This is a genomic window from Mesorhizobium sp. 01N446 (genome assembly GCF_056399285.1).
The window spans coordinates 181770-199708 of sequence record NZ_JBFTRA010000006.1 but is presented as its reverse complement, the minus strand read 5'-3'; the positions used below and the strand labels follow the sequence as shown (position 1 = coordinate 199708).

16 protein-coding genes and 1 pseudogene are annotated in these 17939 nt (G+C 60.3%); 13 read left to right on the top strand and 4 right to left on the bottom strand.

Annotation, left to right across the window (positions count from 1 at the left end; translation table 11 throughout):
• Positions 1–49 precede the first annotated feature (49 nt).
• The 5 genes and pseudogenes from AC1DPX_RS22595 to mgrA all read left to right on the top strand — a co-directional run.
• Positions 50–856: pseudogene (locus AC1DPX_RS22595) on the top strand (ParB/RepB/Spo0J family partition protein); the annotation flags it as partial.
• A 204-nt stretch (positions 857–1060) separates the two neighbouring features.
• A complete protein-coding gene (locus AC1DPX_RS22590; RefSeq protein WP_477239685.1) occupies positions 1061–2143 on the top strand; it encodes a substrate-binding domain-containing protein in 1083 nt (360 codons plus the stop codon).
• Positions 2140–3693, top strand: coding sequence for a sugar ABC transporter ATP-binding protein (locus AC1DPX_RS22585; RefSeq protein WP_477239684.1), 1554 nt, complete (start codon positions 2140–2142; stop codon positions 3691–3693). The genes AC1DPX_RS22590 and AC1DPX_RS22585 overlap by 4 nt, the downstream gene beginning before the upstream one ends.
• Before the next feature lie 84 nt (positions 3694–3777).
• Entirely contained in the window at positions 3778–4971 is a 1194-nt protein-coding gene (locus AC1DPX_RS22580; RefSeq protein ID WP_477239683.1) for a sugar ABC transporter permease, read from the top strand.
• A 50-nt stretch (positions 4972–5021) separates the two neighbouring features.
• On the top strand, positions 5022–6050 hold the full coding sequence (gene mgrA / locus AC1DPX_RS22575) for an L-glyceraldehyde 3-phosphate reductase (protein ID WP_477239682.1): 1029 nt from the start codon (positions 5022–5024) through the stop codon (positions 6048–6050).
• A gap of 116 nt (positions 6051–6166) precedes the next feature.
• Here mgrA and AC1DPX_RS22570 read toward each other — a convergent pair whose 3' ends face one another.
• Positions 6167–6400 (bottom strand): DUF6894 family protein, encoded by a 234-nt coding sequence (locus AC1DPX_RS22570; RefSeq protein WP_477239681.1) that lies wholly within the window; start codon positions 6398–6400, stop codon positions 6167–6169.
• Between the two features lie 4 nt (positions 6401–6404).
• Positions 6405–7091 (bottom strand): GntR family transcriptional regulator, encoded by a 687-nt coding sequence (locus AC1DPX_RS22565; RefSeq protein WP_477239680.1) that lies wholly within the window; start codon positions 7089–7091, stop codon positions 6405–6407.
• A gap of 161 nt (positions 7092–7252) precedes the next feature.
• Here AC1DPX_RS22565 and AC1DPX_RS22560 point away from each other — a divergent pair, with 161 nt between their 5' ends.
• From AC1DPX_RS22560 to AC1DPX_RS22550, 3 genes are all read left to right on the top strand, one after another.
• A complete protein-coding gene (locus AC1DPX_RS22560; protein WP_477239679.1) occupies positions 7253–8230 on the top strand; it encodes an ABC transporter substrate-binding protein in 978 nt (325 codons plus the stop codon).
• A gap of 78 nt (positions 8231–8308) precedes the next feature.
• Positions 8309–9442: an ABC transporter permease gene (locus tag AC1DPX_RS22555; protein WP_477239678.1), complete on the top strand. Its 1134-nt coding sequence runs from the start codon at positions 8309–8311 to the stop codon at positions 9440–9442.
• On the top strand, positions 9439–10209 hold the full coding sequence (locus AC1DPX_RS22550; RefSeq protein ID WP_477239677.1) for an ATP-binding cassette domain-containing protein: 771 nt from the start codon (positions 9439–9441) through the stop codon (positions 10207–10209). The genes AC1DPX_RS22555 and AC1DPX_RS22550 overlap by 4 nt, the downstream gene beginning before the upstream one ends.
• A 44-nt stretch (positions 10210–10253) precedes the next feature.
• Here AC1DPX_RS22550 and AC1DPX_RS22545 read toward each other — a convergent pair whose 3' ends face one another.
• Both AC1DPX_RS22545 and AC1DPX_RS22540 read right to left on the bottom strand, forming a co-directional pair.
• On the bottom strand, positions 10254–11231 hold the full coding sequence (locus AC1DPX_RS22545) for a quinone oxidoreductase family protein (protein ID WP_477239676.1): 978 nt from the start codon (positions 11229–11231) through the stop codon (positions 10254–10256).
• A gap of 22 nt (positions 11232–11253) precedes the next feature.
• Positions 11254–11706, bottom strand: coding sequence for a RidA family protein (locus AC1DPX_RS22540; RefSeq protein ID WP_477239675.1), 453 nt, complete (start codon positions 11704–11706; stop codon positions 11254–11256).
• Between the two features lie 125 nt (positions 11707–11831).
• Between AC1DPX_RS22540 and AC1DPX_RS22535 the strand changes: the two genes are divergently transcribed.
• The 5 genes from AC1DPX_RS22535 (at position 11832) to AC1DPX_RS22515 (ending at position 17852) form a co-directional block, all read left to right on the top strand.
• On the top strand, positions 11832–12764 hold the full coding sequence (locus AC1DPX_RS22535) for a LysR family transcriptional regulator (protein WP_477239827.1): 933 nt from the start codon (positions 11832–11834) through the stop codon (positions 12762–12764).
• A 313-nt stretch (positions 12765–13077) separates the two neighbouring features.
• Complete coding sequence (locus AC1DPX_RS22530) at positions 13078–15015, top strand: branched-chain amino acid ABC transporter ATP-binding protein/permease (protein ID WP_477239674.1); 1938 nt, start codon at positions 13078–13080, stop codon at positions 15013–15015.
• Positions 15008–16222, top strand: coding sequence for an ABC transporter substrate-binding protein (locus AC1DPX_RS22525; RefSeq protein WP_477239673.1), 1215 nt, complete (start codon positions 15008–15010; stop codon positions 16220–16222). The genes AC1DPX_RS22530 and AC1DPX_RS22525 overlap by 8 nt, the downstream gene beginning before the upstream one ends.
• Positions 16223–16232: 10 nt before the next feature.
• Positions 16233–16955 (top strand): ABC transporter ATP-binding protein, encoded by a 723-nt coding sequence (locus AC1DPX_RS22520; protein ID WP_477239672.1) that lies wholly within the window; start codon positions 16233–16235, stop codon positions 16953–16955.
• Between the two features lie 9 nt (positions 16956–16964).
• A complete protein-coding gene (locus AC1DPX_RS22515) occupies positions 16965–17852 on the top strand; it encodes a branched-chain amino acid ABC transporter permease (RefSeq protein ID WP_477239671.1) in 888 nt (295 codons plus the stop codon).
• Positions 17853–17939 lie beyond the last annotated feature (87 nt).

Here is a 17939-nt window from a genome sequence, read left to right as displayed (position 1 = left end):
GGTTTGGGTCGAGAGAGAGGCTCTCGGCGACCGTCGCGGAGAAAACACCATGGCTACTGCCGTCCAAAAGATCACCTTGTCGTCCTCGCGCGACATTCCTTTCAACAAGCTGGTGCTCGCCCAGACCAATGTCCGGCGCATCAAGGCCGGCGTCTCGATCGAGGATCTGGCAGCTTCGATCACCCGCCGGGGCCTGATCCAGAGCCTTCATGTTCGTCCCGTGCTCGATGCCGGCGGCGAGGAGACGGGCATGTTCGAGGTGCCGGCCGGCGGCCGCCGCTACCGCGCTCTCGAAATGCTCGTGAACCAGAGGCGGCTAGCCAAGACCGCACCCGTTCCTTGTGTCATGGGCAGCAACGCCGTCCTGGCGGAGGAAGTTTCGCTGGCCGAGAACATCGATCGCGCTCCACTTCATCCGTTGGATGCCTATCGCGCGTTCAAGGACATGCGCGACAAAGGCATGTCGGAGGATGAGATTGCCGCCGCTTTCTTCATCTCCGTCACCATCGTCAAGCAGCGCCTCAAGCTCACCGCCGTGTCGCCGGCGCTGCTCGATGTCTATGCCGACGACGGCATGACGATCGCCCAGCTCGAAGCGTTCTCGGTTAGTGACGATCACGCGAGACAGGAGCAAGTGTGGGAGGCGATCAAGAACAGCTGGTCGAAAGAGCCATACCAGATTCGCCGCATGTTGACGGAGAACACTGTCCGCGCTTCCGACAAGCGTTCCGTGTTCGTTGGGCTCGATGCCTACGAGGCAGCTGGCGGCCAGGTGCTGCGTGACCTCTTCCAGTCCGATGACGGCGGATGGCTCCAAGACGCGCTGCTGCTCGACCGTCTTGTCACCGAAAAGCTCTACTGGCTGAAGGTCGACGAGGTCTACAAGAACGCGGCCGACAAGAAGCCGGACTGCTGAGCCCCGCGAGGTTGCCGGTCGGCCATCGCCTGCCGGCAGCCCGGGAATGTACTGCCCCGGCTGCGCTTGCGCAGCCTGGACCCAACAGGAACTGATCAATCAAGCAAGCCGGGGCGCCGCCACCGGCGCAGGGAGGTTTTTGCCATGAACACCGTAAGGATCGGAAACGTGCGGCTGGCATTCGCCGGCGCGACGGCATTGCTCGCCATTGCCGTCGCCATGCCGGCACAGGCTGCAGACGGCCAGTGCAAGCCGGGCACCACCAAGCGCATCGCCTTCATGATGAAACAACAAACGGCGTTCCGCTACCTGCATGCCGACATGCCCTTCTTCAAGAAGACCGCGGAGGCGGCGGGCTACGAAGTTTTGGTGCAGTCGGCCGAGAACGATGCCCAGGCGCAGGTGTCGCAGGCCGAAAACATCATCACCCAGGGTGTCGACGCCATCGTCATCAACCCGGTCGACTTCAACGTCGCCGCGCAGATCGCCGAGATGGCGTCCACCGCCCACATCCCGCTCGCCTCCTACAACGACCTGATCACCGGCGCCGATCAGGTCGCCTATATCGGTCGCGACGCCAAGGAGGGCGGAATGATCGCCGCCAAGGCGATCCTGGCCAAGGTGCCGAAGGGCAACTACGCGCTGATCGGCGGCGACCCGGGCCAGACCGGCGCCACCGATATGCAGGCCGGCTACCACGAGATCATCGATCCATCGGTAACCAAAGGCGACATCAAGATCGTCATGGACCAGTTCGCCAAGGGCTGGAAGGCCGAGCCGGCGCAGGCTTTTGCCGAGAACGCGCTGACACAGACCGACAACAAGGTGCATGCCTTTCTCGTCTCCTATGATGGCGAGTCCCTCGGTGTCATGCAGGCGATCGAAGGCGCCGGCCTTGCCACGGGCTCGATCCCGGTGACCGGTCAGGACATGGAGCTTGCAGCGATGCAGGCCATCGTCGACGGCAAGATGGATGGCAGCGTCTGGCCGGCGCCCGACGAGATGGGCACCGCCGCCGCCCAGGTTGCCATCGCCATGGCCCAGTGCCAGCCCATCGACGCCAAGGACACTATCAACAACGGTGTGCGTGACATGCCTTGGGTGAAGACGCCGATCTACTATGTGGATCAGGCCTCTATCGCTGATTTCGTCTGCAAGCACGACTACTGGCTGTCGTCGGACGAGGTTTACAAGAACGCTCCGGACAAGAAGCCGAGCTGCAAATGATCGCAGCGGCACATCCGAAGGCGCGGGCTAACGATGCCATGTCGGCTGAAGTCAGGCTCCTCGATGTGCGCGGGTTGACCAAATTATTTCCGGGGGTGGTGGCGGTCGACAACGTCGATCTCGACATCGCCCCCGGCGAGATTGTCGCCCTGCTGGGCCAGAATGGCGCCGGCAAGTCGACGCTGATCCAGGTGCTCTCCGGCCTCTATCCGTTTGGATCCTACAGCGGCGAGGTGATGCTGGACGGTTCGCCGTTGCGGTGCCATTCGGTGGCCGAGGCAGAAGCGGCCGGCGTCGCGTTCCTGGCGCAAGAGATCAATGTCGCGGCGGACCTGACCGTTGAGGAAGGGCTTTTCCTCAACAACGAACCGGAGCGGTTCGGTCTGATAGACCGGCCGCTCCGGCGCGCCCGTGCCAAGGCGGCCTTGGCTGACTTCGGTCTCGACATCGAACCGACCCTGCCGCTCGGCGACCTCGATCTCGCCTCCCAGCAACTGGTGCTGATCGTGCGCGCGCTGTCGAAGAATGCACGGTTGCTGATTCTCGACGAGCCAACGGCGGCTCTTACCGACCGAGAGACGCAGCGTCTGTTCGACAGCATGCGCAGGCTCAGCGCGCGCGGCGTCGCCATCATCTTCGTCTCGCATCGGCTGGCTGAAGTGTTCGAGGTATCCGACCGCATCGTCATCATGCGCGACGGCCGCATCAGCGGTGCGTTGCGCACCGCCGAAACCTCGCGCGACCAAGTGGTCGACCTTATGATCGGCCGCAGTGTCTCGCGCCACCACCGGAGCCGCGGAGGTGCTCTTGGCGAGGTAGCGATCGAGGCGCGCGACCTGGTGGTGCGTGATCCCGCCGGCAGGGAACTGGTCAGCCACCTCGATATCGCCGTGCGGCGCGGCGAGGTCGTTGGCCTGTTCGGCCTGCTCGGTTCCGGCGTCGTCGAAGCCACCATGGCACTGTTCGGCGCCTGGCGCGGCGAAACGGCGGGCACCGTCCTGGTGGCTGGCGAGAAGGCTTCGATCAACCAGCCGGCGGATGCCGTGCGGCTGGGTATCGGCTTGATCGCCCAGGACCGGCGCGACGGACTTTCAGGCGAACATTCGATCTACGACAATGCTGTGCTGGCCGATCTCGAGGCTCTCAGCCGGCACGGCTTCGTCGATCGGCCTGTAGCGCGGCGCAAGGTCATCGATTTGTTCGACAGGTTGAAGATCAAGGCCGGCGATATCGATGTCCTGGTCGGCACGCTCAGTGGCGGCAACCAGCAGAAGGTTCAGGTGGCGCGCTGGCTGGCCGCCGGCGTGCGCATCCTGCTGCTGGTCGACCCGACGCGCGGCGTTGATGTCGGTGCGCGCACCGAGATCACACAGATCTGGAGCGAGCTGGCGGCTGCCGGCTGCGCCATCCTCCTGGTGTCCTCGGATGCCGAGGAGATCGTCGAAATCTGCGATCGGGCAGTGGTGCTGCGCAATGGCCGCATCGCCGGAACCGTCACCAGGAACGAACTGAGCGAAGCGCAGCTGCTGAAACTGGCAGCCGGTGTCTAGAGCGATTCCAGGAAAAGTGTGAAGCGGTTTTCCGTCCGGAATTGCGTCAAACCAAGAGACAGAGCGGTCAACAGGAAGAGAGTGATGAGCCAACCTTCGCAAACCATCGCGGCGCCCGTCGCGGCCTCATCGGCCGTGGCACGGCTGTTGTCGAACCGGTCGCTCAGGGACTCCACACTGTTGCTGGTGCTGGCTGCAATCTGGCTGTTTTTCTACTTCGCCACCAACGGCACCTTTCTCACGCAACGCAACCTGATCCTGCTGGCGCTGCAGACGGCAATCGTCGGCCTGGCGGCGATCAGCGCGGTGATGCTGATCGTCACCCGCAACTTCGATCTCTCGGTGGGATCCGCCGTCGCATTGATCGGCGTTGTCGTGGCTCTGCTGACGGTAAAATTCAATGTCGATCCGATCATCGCCGTGCTTGTCTGCATCGGCGTTGGCCTGCTGATGGGCGCCTGGCAAGGCTGGTGGGTCACCAGGATGAAGGTCTCCTCCTTCATCGTCACCCTTGCGGGCATGCTCTATTTCCGCGGCATCTCGATGATCGCCACCAATGGCGCCACCGTTGCGCCATTGCCACCTGCGCTCAAGCAGATCGCCACCGGCTTCCTGCCGCCGGATGTATCCATCGTGCTGATCGTCGCGGCATTCGGCCTGTTTGCGGCGTTCAACATCTTCGAGCTGCGGCGCGGCCTGGCGCTTGGCATCGTCAAGAACCCGAAGGGCGAGTTGGTCCGTGCGCAGCTACCGGCACTCGTCGCGGCCACCGCCGCCATCTGGCTGGCCTCCTCCAAGGGCGTTCCCTATCTCATCGTGCTGGTCGCGGTCTGCGCCATCGCTGCCGACGTTCTGATGCGCCGGACCCGCTTTGGCGTGCAACTCTATGCCATAGGCGGCAATCCGGAGGCAGCCCGGCTGTCCGGCATCAATGTCGATCGCATGATCTTCATCAACTTCCTCATCGCCGGGCTCGGTTACGCCATCACCGGCGTGGCGCTGACGGCCAGGGTCAGCGGCGCGATCGCCGGCAGCGCCGGTCTGTTCCTCGAGCTCGACGCCATCGCCGCTGCCATCATCGGCGGCACGTCGCTCAGCGGCGGGCGCGGCCGCGTCTTCGGCGCGCTGGTCGGGGCGCTGTTGATGGGCAGCCTCAACAACGGCATGAGCCTCATGAACGTGCCGACCTTCTACCAGGATACGGCGCGCGGCATCGTCCTGCTTCTGGCCGTCGCCATCGACCAGCTCAGCCGGCGCCGATCGACGGTGGTGCGCTAGCCCGTCGCTGCCCCTCAGTCAAAAGAACTCCATTCGTGAGGCATATCTCCATGCCCTATATCCCTGCCGAAAACCGTTACGAAAAAATGATCTACAATCGCTGTGGTCGCTCCGGCCTGAAGCTGCCGGCCATCTCGCTCGGGCTATGGCACAATTTCGGCAACGACACGCCGCACAAGACCAAGCAGGCGATCGCACGCAAGGCCTTCGATCTAGGCATCACCCATTTCGACCTCGCCAACAATTACGGTCCGCCGCCCGGCTCAGCCGAGACCGCCTTCGGCGAGATCCTGCGGACGGACTTTGCCGGTTATCGCGACGAGCTGATCATCTCGACCAAGGCCGGCTACGAAATGTGGGCCGGACCCTATGGCGAATGGGGCGGGCGCAAATATGTGCTGGCCAGCCTCGACCAGAGCCTGAAGCGGATGGGTCTCGACTATGTCGACATCTTCTATTCGCACCGCTTCGATCCCGACACGCCGCTGGAAGAGACGATGGGCGCGCTCGACCATGCGGTGCGCTCGGGCAAGGCACTCTATGCTGGCATCTCGTCCTACAATTCGCAGCGCACGCGTGAGGCCGCAGACATCCTGCAGCGGCTTGGCACGCCTTGCGTCATCCACCAGCCGAGCTATTCGATGCTCAATCGCTGGGTCGAGGAGGACGGGCTGCTAGATACGCTGGAAGGGCTCGGCGTCGGCTCGATCGTGTTCTCGCCGCTGGCGCAGGGCATGCTGACCGACAAATATCTCGGCGGCATTCCGCAGGGCAGCCGGGCATCACAGGGCAAGTCGCTGCGTCCCGCCTTCATCAATGACAAGACCATCGCCAACATCCAGGCGCTGAATGCGATCGCCGGCAAGCGTGGCCAGACGCTGGCGCAGGTGGCTTTGGCCTGGGTGCTGCGCAAGGGCCGGGTGACCTCGGCGCTGATCGGCGCCAGTCGGCCGGAACAAGTCGAGGACTGTGTAGGGGCGCTGAAGGTGCTCGAGTTCAGCGACGCCGAACTGGCCGAGATCGACACTTACGCACGTGAGTCCGACATCAATTTGTGGGCAGCCTCGGCAGAGAGGTAACCGCTAGAAGGATGGTAAGGGCCAATGATTGTTTATAGAGACCACTATGCTGTGATGACTCTGGCGCGTGAATTTCGCGGTAGCGAAAAAGCGGTCAGACAGAAGAGGCCCTTATTCTAGTCCGCCAGCATTTCAAGGTTGAGTACCATTTGCAAAAGCGGCTTGCCGCTCTCATCCCTGACCTTGAATGCCAGTTCACGGTAATCCTGGTCGTGCAAAGCGACTCTCGCAATCTCAATGAGCGCCATTGCTGTTTCTATTTTTGCAGACTCACAATCCGGAAGCTCTGTTCCATAACAGTCTGGGTATGCTTCGCCAGTGTCCATGAAGTCGAAGAAATAGCGTGGCATCGACCTAAGTTCGCGCGCTTGCAAGAAATTCCGGGTTTGTATCCATCACCTGCATGATTGAGGAGATTGAAAGATCAAGGTGGTTTTTCATTGCCACTGCCGCCTTCTGGGGGTCGCCGGAGCGAAGCCCGGCGACGATTGCTTTATGTTCCTTGATCGGCTCTCGCAGCCGCCCCGGCAATTTTATCGACAGGTGCCTGGCGCGAATGATCTCGCCCATGACGCGCTGCAGCATTTCGGCCATTGTGGAAAAGCCACTGGTCTTGTGGATGAGCCTATGGAACTCACTGTCAACGCTAATGTTGCGCATGCCGTCGTCCATATTGATTGTCTCGTCCTGCTCAGCGATGAGCTGTTCGAGCTGTCGGCCGATCACCGGGGTAAAATGTCTGGTTGCCTCGGCTACCGCAGCGCACTCGAGCGCCAGTCGTATCTGGCAGGCCTCATAGACCCGTCGGGGATCGACGAGCGCCACTGAGGTGCCGACATGCGGCACGATCTCGATCAAGCCATCTCCTGCCAGCCGCCGGATCGCCTCGCGGATCGGAGTTCGCGACACCCCCAGCCATTCGCTGAGGCGACGTTCATTGATCGATTCGCCGGGCCTCAGTTGTGCCGTCTGAATTCGATCACGCAACAGTTCGTAGACCTGCCGTGGCACGCTTTGAAAGCGATCAAACTCAATCGTCACCTAATCCTCCGTTCAAGGTCAATGCGCGGATAGCATTGTGTGGAGCTTGAAACCTCTGTCCGGCCTCTTGCAAGAGCGTTGCCTGTCCTTTACTGGTTCTGTGGTATACCAGCAAGCCACAAAAGGTGGCAGCTACCATAGGGGCTAGGGAGGCCCATGACATGAACAAGCACATTCTATCGCTCGTCGCCGCCAGTCTCTTGGCACTCTCGCCGATGGCCGCTGATGCTGCAGACAAGATCAAGATCGGGTTTATTCCTGGCACCGTCGACCCGTTCTACCAGGTTATGCAACTCGGCGTGGAACAGGCAGCCAAGGATCTTGGCGTCGATGTCGTCACGCAGATTCCAGCGACCTGGGGTGTTGAAGCGCAGACCCCGATCCTCGATGCGATGGTCGCCCGCGGCGATCTCAACTACATCATCACTGCCGCCGTAGACAGCCAGCAGATGATTGCCCCTCTCCAGGCCGCTTATGAAGCCGGGATCAAGATCGTTGGCGTTGATACCTTCATCGGCGACGGCGACTACGCCAATGGACCGGTCAAGTTCCCGATGACCTATATCGGTTCGGACAACAAGGCGGGTGGCGCCTTTGCGGCCCGTGGACTCGCGAAAGCGATAGGCGACAAGGGAACCGTCTATATGAACTCGGTGAGTCCGAACATCGCGTCCGTCGAACTGCGCATCAAAGGCTTCCAGGAGGAGATGGCCAAGCACCCAGGCATCAAGGTGATCGGGCCAGATTATAATGATGACGACCTCAACAAAGCGACGCAGCAGACAGCGGCGGTGATTGAGCAGCACCCCGATCTTGCCGGTGTCTTCGGGTCTAATGTTTTTAGTGCCCAGGGAGCGGGCAACGCTGTGATAAACGCAGGACTCGGCGGCCACGTCCAGGTCGTCGCCTATGATGCGACCAAAGACGCCGTCGAAATGATGAACCAGGGCGCCGTTTCGATGGCCCTGGCCCAGAAGCCCTTCGACATGGGCTACCTCGCGGTAGAATTCGCGGTTGCCGATCGTGCCGGGGTCACGAGCCTGCCCAAGCGGCTTGAGACCGGATTCGCGATTATCGACAAGACCAATGTCACCGATCCGAACTTCTCACGCTTCGTTTACAAGGTCCCCGGACAATAGGGCTGCTTTTCCCAGAGGCAGCTCGGATGGGAGCGCTTCAGGGCGTTCCCATCCCATCTCAACGGGGTAAATCTTAGCATGTCTGGGGTTCGTTCTTCCGCTGCATTGGGCTTTGTGCAGGCCACGCTTCTCAGGTTTGCGGTAGCAGCCAGTCGATTGTGGGCGTGGGGTTTTCTCGCGCTGATGATAGCGTTTTTCGTCATCACCGTACCGCTGTTTGGCGGCGCTACGTTCTTCACGATCCGTAACTCCCAGAATATTCTGGTCGCCATCACACCCATCATTCTTCTGGGTCTTGGACAGACTTTTGTTGTCATTTCCTCCGGCATCGACCTTTCTGTCGGCTGGGTCATGAGCCTCGGCTCGGTACTCGCCGCCCTCGCCATACGCGCGGCATTTGACGCAGGCGCCCCGCTGCCCATCGCGGTCATTGCCGGCTTCCTTGCTGGCCTCATTGGCTGCGGTTGCGTTGGGCTGCTAAACGGCCTCGTCATTGCCAAGCTGAAGGTCCCGGCCTTCATCGTGACGCTCGGCTCGTCGTTTATCGTTCGTGGGTTGGCACTCCTGTTTAGCGAGAACACCACAGTAATCGGACTCCCGCCGGGTCTCCGTGATTACGGCAATGAGTCCCTGCTGTACCTGATTGGTGGTGCCGACGGCGGTATCTACTTCCTGCAGAAACCCGACATTGCCGGCGACGCCTTGCGCCAGCTTAACCGCATTTTGCCTTGGCCGGTTGTGATCACCGCCATCGTTGTGGTGCTAGCCATGTTCCTGCTGAGACGGACCCAGTTTGGACGGCACACATACGCAATAGGTGGCAATCTCCAGGCGGCGCAACGTACCGGCATTCCAGTCGACAGCCACATAGTCAAGCTCTACATCCTGTCAGCCGCGACCGCCGGCATTGCCGGGTTCCTGTCGACGCTACGGTTCACAGCGGGCTCTGCCGTTATCGGCGATCCGCTTCTGCTGTCCTCGATCGCGGCCGTGATCATCGGCGGCGTCAGTCTGTCCGGCGGTGCCGGAACCATCGTGGGAACCGTGATCGGCTCGCTCATAATAGCCGTGCTGACAACCGGCCTCGTCATGCTCAACGTTCCCGCATTTTGGCAATTCATCGTGGTCGGTGTCGTTGTCATCCTTGCCGTTCTGATCGATCAGTCACGAGATCTGTTCCTTGGCCGTATTCGATCCGGGAGAGGCACATGAGCGAACCCGTGCTTTCTATCCGTCATCTGGCTAAGCGCTTCGGTGGCCTGACTGCGGTCGATGATGTCAGCTTCGATATCGCGGCGGGCGAAGTGGTTGCCTTGCTGGGCGACAATGGCGCCGGCAAGTCGACATTGATAAAATGTGTCTCTGGCGTTTATCAGCCTGACGGCGGCGAGCTCTGGTTCGGCGGCAAGCCACAGATTTTCTCAAGCCCGATTGCCGCCCGCGACGAAGGCATTGAGACCATCTACCAGGATCTCGCCCTTGCCCAGAACCTTGATGTGCCGGCAAATATTTTCCTCGGCCGTGAGGCAAAACGCCAGCACCTCGGCGGTTTGATCGCGACGCTCAATGAGAAGAGGATGCTAACCGAGGCGAAAGCTGGCCTGGAGGCTTTGGACATCCGCTTCCCCAGTCTGACGCAGCCGATCGAGAGCTTGTCGGGAGGGCAGCGGCAGGCAGTCGCTATCGCTCGCGCCATCTACTGGAAGGCGCGGTTGATGATAATGGATGAGCCCACCAACAACCTTGGTGTGCCCGAGCAGCACAAGGTGCTCGAACTGATCGGCAGACTGCGCGACCAAAATGTGCCAGTTATCCTAATCACGCACACGATGCCGGACGTGTTCGCGGTCTCCGATAGGCTGATTGTCATGCATCGCGGCCGCAAGGTTACAGAGAAGCGTACCGCTGATACGACTCCAAGCGAGCTCGTCCAATACATGGTCGGCGCGCTCAATGATTTCCCGAGAGTTGATGCATGACGACGAGCAAGGTTCGCCAAAGGTCGAGCGCGGAGCCCTTCCCATCACGGGATGAGTACGATTGATCCCGAGGTCGCCCGGCTTTCGAGTGCGTGATGGGCTTGAGCTGCCTCGTTCAGGGCGAAGCGTGCGCCGATCTCTACGTTGACTGCGCCTGCGCCTACAACTGTCATCAGGTCCTCGACATTCTCCGCCAAGGCCTCTCGTGTGGCTATGTGTGTGGCAAGCGTCGGACGGGTCAGATAGAGCGATCCTTTTTTGGCGAGCAAGGCGACATCGAAAGGCTCGATCGCCCCGCTGGCATTGCCGTAGCTGACCATAGTGCCACGCGGCCGCAAGCAATCGAGCGATCTGGCGAAGGTTGCCTTGCCCACCCCGTCATAGACAACGTCCACGCCGTACCCCTTGGTGATGTCGCGGACGCGCGCGGCAAAGTCCTCCTCTTTGTAGAGGATCACCTGATCGCATCCATTGGCAGTCGCGATCGCCACCTTCTCCAGGCTGCCGACGGTGCCGATCACCTTGGCGCCAAGGTGCTTTGCCCATTGCGAGAGGATCGAGCCAACGCCGCCAGCCGCCGCGTGGATCAGGATGGTGTCACCTGGCCCCACGCGATAGGTCTGGCGAAGCAGATAGCGTGCCGTCACCCCCTTGTTCAGCATAGCGGCCGCGGTCTCGTCAGAAATCTCATCCGGCAGGGCGAACAGCGCGCTGGCCGACACCGTGCGCAGGTCGGCGTAAGCACCAGGGCTGACGGCATAGGCGACACGCTGGCCAACCCGCAGGCCGTTGATGCCAGATCCGAGCGCCTCGACGATGCCGGCTGCCTCAATCCCCAAGGTCGCCGGCAGGCCGCCTGGTGCGGGATAGAAGCCAGTTCGCGTGTAGATGTCGACGAAGTTGACTCCGATAGCGGTCTGACGAACAAGCACGTCGCCCGCGCCGGGCTGCCCCGGATCATAGTTCTCAACGCGTAGCACTTCTGGGCCACCAAGCTCGTGGATGCGCACTCTCCTGGCCATGCTCAGTCTCCTTTCCTGCGGCTCACGCCACCTCGAAGATTGCTTCGATCTCGAGACTGATGCCGAAGGGCAGGCTGCCCATGCCTACTGCCGAGCGGGCATGCTTGGCTCCGAACACCGCTTCGAAGAGATCCGAGCAGCCATTGACGACCTTCGAATGCTCGAGAAAATCCGGTATAGCGTTCACCATCGCGAGGATTTTTACCACGCGGCGCACGCGGTCGAGGTCGCCAACTTCTTCCTTGACGATGGCTAGGAGATGCAGGGCTACCAGCCGGGCGTGCTCGGCTGCCTGCTCGGTCGTGAAGTCGCGCCCCACTTTACCCTTCGGGACTTCCCCATCGAGCGTGACGGGTACGGCTCCTGAGCAGTAGATGAGATTGCCGACACGCACGGCGTTGGCGTAGTTCGCCGCAGGCGCCTTGACAGCCGGAAGCTTGAGACCGAGTTCGTCTATGCGCTGTGTGATCGACATCGTGCGTCATCCTCCGAAAGAAGGGCGGACCACGGGGCGCTCGCTGATTGCTGCTCTCGTGGCCGCCGGATTTCTATTGCCTTCTCAGAATGAGGGGAGGATGCTTATTAGTCCAATCGATGGAGATGATATTGGATATCGATCATGTCAATCTTGGTCGCATCGACCTGAACCTTCTGAATTCCTTTGACGCACTCTTCATCGAGCGCAGCGTCACAAGGGCAGCTGAACGTATCGGCATAGGTCAATCTTCGATGAGCCACGCATTGGGTCGATTGCGCCGGTTGATCGGGGATGACCTGTTCGTGCGCATCCCGGACGGGGTGAAGCCTACGCCCCGCGCATTGGCGCTGGCGCCAAAAATCAGGGAGGCGCTCGACCTTGTGCAGCAGACACTGCTGAGAGCGCCGGAATTCGACCCGCGGAATGCTGACCGGACGTTCTTCCTCGGCATGCCTGACGCCATCGAGGTGCCGTTGTTGCCGAAACTGATGGCCTTTCTCCAGCAAGCCGCTCCGAGTATTCGGCTTCGCACACGCGGTATCGATCGCTATGATGTCCTTGAGCAACTCGACCGTGACCGGTTGCACCTGGGAATTGCCGGCCTGCTAACCGAAGGAGGCTTACAGCACAAGCGGCGCAAGCTCTATCAGACGGGGTATGTCTGCCTTTACGACCCCATTCATCTCAAAATCGAGCCGCCTCTCAGCCTGGAAGACTACCTGTCGGTCCCCCACGTCCTTGGTTCGCCGCGCGGCGACGCTCACGGCGTCGTTGATGATGCACTTGCAGCCGCCGGCGGGCTGAGCCGGACCATCGCGGTCGTGACGCCGCATTTTGCTGCCATACCATTCCTTCTGAAAGGCTCGCGGCTCATATCCACCATACCGGACAGACCTGCGCGGATGTTTGCGCGCCAGTTCGGCCTGGCGACATGTCCCGTTCCTGTTCCTCTCCCGGACTCGGACGTCGCCATGATATGGCATGCATCCTATGACAGCGACCCTGCCCACAGATGGCTGCGTGAATCTGTGCTGCGGCTTGCTGCTGATCTTTGATCGCTCGGCCATCACCGTTGAAGTTAAATTAGACGCCTGACGCTGCGGCGTCTGTTTGCGCATGATTTGCCAAAGCGTAGGCGAGTCATGGTCGTCGCAACAATCGATCGATCCTGAGCAGGGGTCCTGGTGCGGTGGCATATCCTCCGAGATCAATCAGACAATCTGTCAAAATCTGATTGACGGCGTCGAGCTGAATCTGTAGCGTTTGTTACAAAGGCCGAGGGAACAGGCCGACAACAAGGTCAAATGGGCGCAGTGACGAACGCCTTCGCTTTGTCGGCCTTACTGGCCTTAAATGGAAGGGGTGAATATGCCGCGTGCTCAGCATTCGGTCGAGTCAATGCATGGCGCGGCTCCCGCCGAGCGGTCATTGACAAGGCTTGCGAATGAAAAGCGGTTGCGTCGGGCGGCCGGATCAGCTGTCCTTCTCTTCGCACTGGTCGTCATCCTGACGCTCCCCTTTGCCTTGGTGAGCGCGTCAGCGGAACGCGTAGTCATGCTTCTGCTGATTGATATGTGCGCTGTTGTTGGCTTGTCCATCTATACGGGCAATTCAGGTATCCTGACGGTCGGCCACGTTGGCTTCTTTGCGGTGGGGGCGTACGCAACGGGCATCTTGACGACCCCGCCCGACCTGAAGTCGGATATGCTGCGCCATCTTCCCGGCTTCCTGATGCAGATCGATTTGGGGCTGCCGTCCTCCCTGGTCGTCGTTGCGGGGGTTTCGCTGCTCTTGGGGATAGTGACCGGATTGCCGCTGTCGCGCTTGCGTGACACGTCCGCAATTCTGGCGACCTTTGGTTTGCTAGTGATTGCCGACAATGTGCTGAAGGGTGCAACCAACATCACCAACGGCACCAAGGGTTTCTATGGCGTTCCGTTGCTCGTGAATCTGCCGATTGCCTACCTCTTCGTATTCCTGATCCTTGCAATAGCTTTTGCATTCAAGGAATCGCATTGGGGCCTTCAGCTCAGGGCCTTTCAGGACAACGAAGTTGCGGCCGCATCTTGCGGTATCGAGAGCAACAAACGTCTCCTGCAGAGCTGGTCGGTCAGCGCCATGGTCATGGGACTGACAGGCGCATTGTTTGCGCATGTGATCGGCGCGTTCCAGCCCCATGATTTCTATCTCGACCTGACGTTTGCGTTGGTCGCAATGCTGGTCGTCGGCGGCAAGCGGTCGATCACCGGGGCGGTCATCGGCACCATCATCGTCTCGGCGCTGGTCGAATTTGTCAAACCGTTCGAGAGCGGCATTTCGATCGGATCCTTTCGGTCTCCGCCAATCTGGGGCGCGACACAGATCCTTCTGAGCCTGATGATCCTTCTGGTGATGTACAGGCGCCCGGCAGGCATCATGGGTAGCCAGGAGCTGACATTCGATCGCTTTCAGCGACACGCGCACCTTGCCGATACTTCGGTCGACCAAACCGGCTTGGAAACGCCTGCTTGGCACCCCACCAAGACGACGCTCAAAGCTGAGGCCCTTAGCATCCAATTCGGCGGGCTGCGGGCACTCAACAACGTCTCGATCAGTGTGGCTTCCGCGAAGATCGTCGGCTTGATCGGGCCCAATGGCGCCGGAAAGACCACCCTGATCAACGCCTTGACGGGCGTGCACCGCCCGAGCCGGGGGACTGTGTGGTTGGGTGAAAGCGATGTCGTTGGTTGGTCCCCGAGCCGCATCGCTCGAGCAGGCCTGGCGCGAACCTTCCAGAACATCCGTTTGTTCGGCGAGATGACCGTTCTTGAGAACGTTGTAGCCGCCGCCGCCGCCCGAGGCCACGGCGTGGCGGGTATCGAGACCTATGCCAAGGGTCTGCTCGCCCAGTTCGCCCTTCTGGATGACGCGCAGCGGCTGGCTTCGACCCTCTCTTACGGCAGCCAGCGGCGCCTGGAAATTGCCCGTGCGCTCGCGCTGGAGCCAAACTTCCTGCTCTTGGACGAGCCTGCCGCCGGGATGAACCCAAAGGAGTCCGAGCAGCTGATCGCGGCTATCCTGGACATCCGCAGGAAGTATGGGCTCGGCATCCTCATCGTCGAGCACGACCTCCACCTGATCATGCGGCTTTGCGACGAGGTCTTTGTCCTCAACAAGGGCGAGTTGATCGCATCGGGAACCGCCGCCCACGTTCAGAACGATCCATTGGTCATCGAGGCTTACCTCGGGACCCGTGACGTATTGGCAAAACGTCCGGCGCGCCGGGCGTCGGAAGCATCAAACAACAAAGGAGAGGGAAATGTCTGATATCGCTAAGAGCCTGCTGCAATACGGTGTGTCCCGCCGCAGCGTGATTACGACCATGCTTGGCGCTGCCCTGGCAGGGGCCGGTGGCTTGCGGCCGGTGTTCGCGGCTGAAGGAAAGGTTCGCGTTGGATTGGCGCTGGCGCATACTGGGTGGGCGGCGGCCTATGATGTCCCGTTCGCTCACGGAATGCAGATGGCATTCGATGCTGCGAACGCCGAARGAGGCGTATCGGGCAAGTTCAAGATCGAAGTTGCCGAAGGTATCGACACGGCCTCCAGCTCCGTAGAGTCGATCAAATCCGCCGATGCCTTGATCGAGCAGGGCGTCGACGTCCTTTATCTGAGCTGCGACGCCACCAGCGCAACCGCTGCCGGACGCAGCGGCCAGCAAAAGGGCGTCCTCATGTTCGCGGGAACTTCGACACAGCCCGATGTCACCGAAAAGGTGGGTGACTGGATGTACCTCGCCAATTTCAGCGACAATGTCAGTGCGGGCTCCACCGGCGTATTCGCTGCAAAAGATCTGGGCATCAAAACAGCTTATCTGCTGAAGTCTTCCGACAACACATACACGGAGAACGTGCCGGAATACTTTGCGGCAACGTTCGAGAAGTATGGCGGAAAGGTTGTAGGCAAGGGGAATTTTACCTTCAACCAATCGGACTTTGGCAACATTATTGCCGAGATCAAGTCTCTGCCCCAGGAGCCAGACGCAATCATGACCGCGGCGTTCGAGCCGGATCTTCCAGCGTTCCTGCGCCAGGCCCGGGCCGCCGGCATCAAGTCGAAGATCGTCGGGGCCGATGGTATCGATTCTCCGTCCTTCTTCGCCATGGGAGACCTCGTCGAAGGGGTGATCGTCATTTCCAACCGCTTGCCGCAGCCGGGAAGCAAATATGACGAACTCGCGGCCGTTTTCGGTGCCAAGTACCCCGACGAGGTGGGCAATTCCGCTTGGATCGTGGGATACGATGCCGGTCTGGCGCTGATTGAGGCCGTCAAGGTCGCTGGCGCCAGCGACTCCAGTTCAATTCGTGCCGGTATGGACAAGATCAAGGATTTTGAAGCCCCGAATGGAAAGATCACATATGCGGGATTCAATCGTCGCCCGCTGGTGCCGATTTCGTTCCTTGAACTTCGTGGCGGCAAGGGCGTCTATCTGAAGGCGGCGACGATCGACCCGGCTGACATCCCGGCTCCGCTCTGAGGTGATGGTCATGCTCCGCGTCGACAATCTCGTTATCCGCTACGGACCGATCGAAGCCGTCAAAGGCATCAGTTTCGAGGTGCGGCAAGGCGAGATCGTCTCTCTCCTTGGTCCCAATGGCGCCGGCAAAACATCGACACTGTCAGCGCTGATGGGCCTGACAACTGCACGATCGGGTACGGTTGAATTGGATGGAGAGATGATTTCCGGCCAAGGGACGGCGCAGATTGTTCAGCGGGGCATGACCCTCTCGCCTGAAGGGAGGCGCGTGTTCCCTAGGCTCAGTGTGGAAAAGAATCTGCTTCTAGGCGGGATAACCCAGAAGGATTGGCGCAATCCGGTTGTCCTTGGACGAATGTATGAGCGGTTTCCGATCCTGGCGGAACGGCGAAACCAACTTGCCGGCACATTGTCTGGTGGCGAGCAGCAGATGCTCGCCATTGCCCGGGCGCTTATGGCCTCGCCGAAAATGCTGTTGCTTGACGAACCTTCTTTGGGCATCGCCCCGAAGATCGTCGCCGAGAACTTCGAACTGATTGAACAACTGAGAGACGAAGGGCTGACGATCCTGCTCGTCGAGCAGAACGTCTTTCAGTCGCTCTCGATATCCGATCGTGCCTACGTGCTCGAAAACGGGCGCATAGCCGCCAGCGGCAATTCTTTTGACATGTTGAACAGCGAACTGGTCAGGCACTCCTATCTCGGAGTCTCCGATCCGCTGGCCGCAGCCTAGGAGGCGAGGGTGGAACTTACGATCCAATACATCATCAACGCCTTGAGTCTCGGCGGCGTTTACGCCCTCATCGCGCTCGGGCTGGCAATCGTCTTCAGCATCTTCGGGTTCATCAACTTCGCCCATGGCGAGCTTCTGACGCTGTTTGGCTACGTCCTGTTCTATGCCCTCTCGGCAGGTCTGCCGTTTGGCGTGGCTGTTGTCCTTGGGCTGATGTGCGCAATGGCATGCGCGGTGTTGATGGAGCGGGTGGCCTTTCGTCCGCTTCGTGGTGCCAATCCGATGACACTTCTGGTAACCAGTCTTGCGATTTCAGGTGCTTTGCAAGTGATTTTCCAGATCGGTTTCGGGTCGCGACCCAAGCCGCTGAACTTGCCGGGTTTCCTGACAGGCGCTTTCAACATCGGAACGATCTACATAGGCTCCGCGCAGATCATCTCGATCGTGGCTGTAGCTGTACTGGCGATCGGATTGAATCTCTTCCTCAATCGCACGCGATTCGGGCTTGCCCTGTTGGCGTCGGCGCAGGATTTCGATGTAGCCAAGCTGATGGGCATTCGCGTCAACGCGATCTATGCGACCGCATTTGCAATCTCGGGTCTGCTGGCCGGCGTCGCTGCATTGCTGTGGATTTCCATGCGCGGCTCTGTCGAGCCCACCATGGGGTTCACTCCGCTGGTCAAGGCGTTTGTGGCCACCATCGTTGGTGGCATGGGAAGTCTGACCGGCGCCGTTGTGGGTGGCTTCTTTCTTGGCGCATTCGAAGTGGTGCTGCAGATCATTCTTCCGCCCGACTATCAGGTCTTCCGCGATGCGATCATTCTCGCAACGCTGATCGGATTTCTGCTCTTCCGTCCGCGAGGATTGATCCCTGCCGCGGCGATGCCAACGAAATAGCCGCCGTTCGTCAGGTTGAGGCCAGGATCTCGGATTTTGCGCAGATGCCGACAACGCTTTTTGATCTGCTGATCTGAAGCGCAGTAC